At 52.6% G+C, this 3,020-nt stretch carries 5 protein-coding genes; 4 read left to right on the top strand and 1 reads right to left on the bottom strand.

Annotated elements, in window-relative coordinates; genetic code table 11:
- Positions 1-361 precede the first annotated feature (361 nt).
- The 3 genes from CSQ89_RS22300 (at position 362) to CSQ89_RS20720 (ending at position 1,355) form a co-directional block, all read left to right on the top strand.
- Entirely contained in the window at positions 362-526 is a 165-nt protein-coding gene (locus CSQ89_RS22300; protein ID WP_143747120.1) for a bacteriocin, read from the top strand.
- A complete protein-coding gene (locus tag CSQ89_RS22690) occupies positions 523-699 on the top strand; it encodes a hypothetical protein (protein ID WP_158229076.1) in 177 nt (58 codons plus the stop codon). Before CSQ89_RS22300 ends, CSQ89_RS22690 begins: the two co-directional genes overlap by 4 nt.
- 440 nt (positions 700-1,139) lie before the next feature.
- Positions 1,140-1,355, top strand: coding sequence for a hypothetical protein (locus tag CSQ89_RS20720; protein ID WP_099407883.1), 216 nt, complete (start codon positions 1,140-1,142; stop codon positions 1,353-1,355).
- A 483-nt stretch (positions 1,356-1,838) separates the two neighbouring features.
- On the opposite strand, the gene CSQ89_RS23955 is transcribed toward CSQ89_RS20720, so the two are convergent.
- Positions 1,839-2,063: a hypothetical protein gene (locus CSQ89_RS23955; RefSeq protein ID WP_374701390.1), complete on the bottom strand. Its 225-nt coding sequence runs from the start codon at positions 2,061-2,063 to the stop codon at positions 1,839-1,841.
- 74 nt (positions 2,064-2,137) lie between these two features.
- Between CSQ89_RS23955 and CSQ89_RS20705 the strand changes: the two genes are divergently transcribed.
- Positions 2,138-2,647 (top strand): hypothetical protein, encoded by a 510-nt coding sequence (locus tag CSQ89_RS20705; RefSeq protein WP_099407880.1) that lies wholly within the window; start codon positions 2,138-2,140, stop codon positions 2,645-2,647.
- The last annotated feature ends 373 nt before the right edge of the window (positions 2,648-3,020 follow it).

Genomic DNA, 3,020 nt, shown 5'->3' with positions numbered 1-3,020 from the left:
ACCTCACAGCTTGCTTGCGCCTTTCGTGCTGTTCTTGCCGCGACAGCTTGCGTCCGTCTTCTTTGTCCATTTCTATCAGTTGGGGGCGGACACCAATAAATCAACCCTTAGTTGCCGGGTGAATAGTGTCCGCACCTAAAGGCGAGGCTCAGGCGGGTTACTCGAGGGGGCTCAGCATTCGGAATGTAAAGTACGTCAAGCCCCTTGCATGGTGTATGGCTTGAGTCCAATAGATGGGCAACTAACAACGGCTGCGGTGAACTTTTCTCAACCTGGGCTTACAATCGCTGCCCTTCACGCTTGGCCTAGCGCTGGGGTGAAGTGGACAGAACGATTGTGATTACCCACAAATGAGAGAGAAATGCAGCCATTAACAACAGCAGAACTTGCCCAGGTCACGGGTGGGGTAATGAGTTTTACAAGTCTTTTGGAAAAATGGGCTGAGACTATACCTCGAATCTTGGCAACAGAAGACGTCATTGCCCTTCTGCAAGCCGAAGAAGCCTTAGGTGGTAGCTTACGGTGAAAAGCTTAGCTGCCCAGGAGATTGCACAAGTCAGTGGTGGGGGATTTCATGTCAATATGTCGGCCTTATTCGTAAGGATGCAAACCATCCGACGCAGCCGTGAAAAAAGTAATGTCGCAGCCCCTTCCGCCTCGCTTTCCCGGCCATTGGCGGATGCCCCTGCAGGCAAGTGATGGTGTCGGCACCGCATTTAGGGGATGTTGAACAAGACAGCATGACGCGCTTTCGCGGCTGATTTTTGCTACTTTCTGAAGCGCAAACGCTTGAGGGCGGTGCCTTGACATTCGTATAGTCAGTCCTTTCGCCCGCTGTCGCTAAGTGACTCATCGCGACAGCGGTCTTGTGAGGGCCGTCTTCCAAGCCCTTCCGTGGGATTTTGGAACGGGCGAGTGCCCTATCCAAACCTCGGTAACCGCATAACAATCAGAAAGATCAAGACCATGCAGAACTTGAATGCCGCAGACATTGCACAAGTCAGTGGGGGAATTTTTACAAGTTGTTACACACAGATAATGATGCAAAAGATGGAGCGCCGCCGTAACAAGAGTAAGGACGAAGTCCCTCCGTCGTCGCATGCATCATTAATGGCAAACGCCCCAGTAGGTAAATAATCATGCATGAAATGCTTCTTGCGGATGTCGAACAAGACGGCGTACTACGCCAGCAGACCTTGAGTCCCATAGAAATTACACAAGTCAATGGGGGATGCCTTATCCATTCCAAACTGGTATTGACGCAAAAGATAGTGCACCGCCGCGACCAGAGTAAGGTTCAAGGGCACCCACCCTTGCATTCCCCATCAATGGCAGATGCTCCAGTAGGTAAATAACTATGCAGGAACAGCCCCTTGCGGATGTCGAACAAGACCGCGTACTACGCCTGCAGACCTTGAGTGCCATAGAAATTGCGCTAGTCAGCGGCGGTTACCGATTATTTTCGGCCAAGGACTTAATGCAAAAGACTCGGCGCAACGACGAGAAAAGTGAAGAATGGCCTCTGAGGTGCAATGGAACGGAAAGTGCATTTAAGGCCTTTGGGTATAACCAAGCCCAGTGCTTATAACTTCTCAAAACTCATCCTCATCTGTCGCCCTGCGTCTGAACCATTTGAGAATGGTTTTCGAGAGTCGATGAGCTGCACAATAATGTCACCGTTGCCTTCTCAACAATTCAATCTCTAAAACGGTCGGAATTGAGAAGCCGGTGCACTGATCTATTGGAATATGAGGACTGCTGCTTATACCTCTATGGCTTAAAGTGGTTTTCCGTTCCATTGCACCTCAGAGGCCAAGTTTCCCAAGCACGGTATCAGTTCAACCGCAGCGGGGCGCTATCAGCTGCTGGCGCGCTACTACGATGCCTATCGCAAACAACTTGAGCTTAAGGACTTCAGCCCGATCAATCAGGACCGCATTGCGATTCAACAAATCCGCGAGCGTGGCGCATTGCACTTGATCCAGTCCGGCCAGATCGAAGCCGCTATCCAGCGTGTGCGGAACATTTGGGCCAGCCTGCCGGGAGCCAGTTATGGGCAGCATGAAAACAGCCTGGACAGCTTGTTGGTGGCTTATACGAAGGCGGGGGGCGGGCTTGCCAGCACGGCCCAACCAGCATGATTACCCGCTTGCTTCCCTGGCCGTATCGGCTGGTGGCGCTATCGGGTTTGGGGCTAGTCCTGACGGGCTTCGCTTATCTGCGCGGTCGGCTGGATGAACAGGCCAGCCAAGCCGAGGAAAACCTAGCCGGACTCGTGCGTGTGGTTGCGCTCGAGCGCCAGCAAATCGACATCAGCCAGCAAGTCGCCATCGCCCACGAACAGGGCCGGGCGCGTGACCGCATTCTCTACAAAACCATAGAAAAGGAGATCATTCGCTATGTGGCGAACCCTGACCATACTGCCTGCCGCCTTGATCGCGGTTGGGTGCAGCAGCACGACGCCGCAGCCCTGTCCACGCTTCCCGACGCCCCCAGCAGCGTTGATGCAACCGCCAGCGACCTTACAAGCGATGACGCCCTGGTTGCCATCACCGGCAACTACGCCGCCTGCCAGGACAACGCCAGGCAGTTGAGGAATTTGCAGGGCTGGATAGTCCAGCAGTCGCAAACCAACCCAACCGATTAACTGAAATGAGACGGCGACCGGAAATCATCGGGTGAGTTGGTGATTACGAATTGGAACACCGGTAGCTCAGGCGGGTTGTTCTAATCGGTTAGCAGGGACCTATCCAGCATGAATTGAATATCATATTTAATTCGGCGATAAGTAGCGCTATTTGGCTTGAATACACACTTTGCGGGCTTTGTCCATAATGCAACTGCACTATGGATTTGTGTAAATACACTCGATACCATCTCGTCACTTTCTTAATGACTGATGTTACGCAGTGCATACGATAACCTGTCGCCATGAAGAACAAAGAACTCGATTTGTACACCGACTATTTGCTGAGCACGTTTGGTGCGGCGACAGCAACGGGCTTGTCGGCGATGGTAGG

Source organism: Chitinimonas sp. BJB300, from assembly GCF_002735695.1.
Lineage (GTDB): Bacteria > Pseudomonadota > Gammaproteobacteria > Burkholderiales > Chitinimonadaceae > Chitinimonas.
This window is presented reverse-complemented; position numbering and strand designations above follow the sequence as displayed.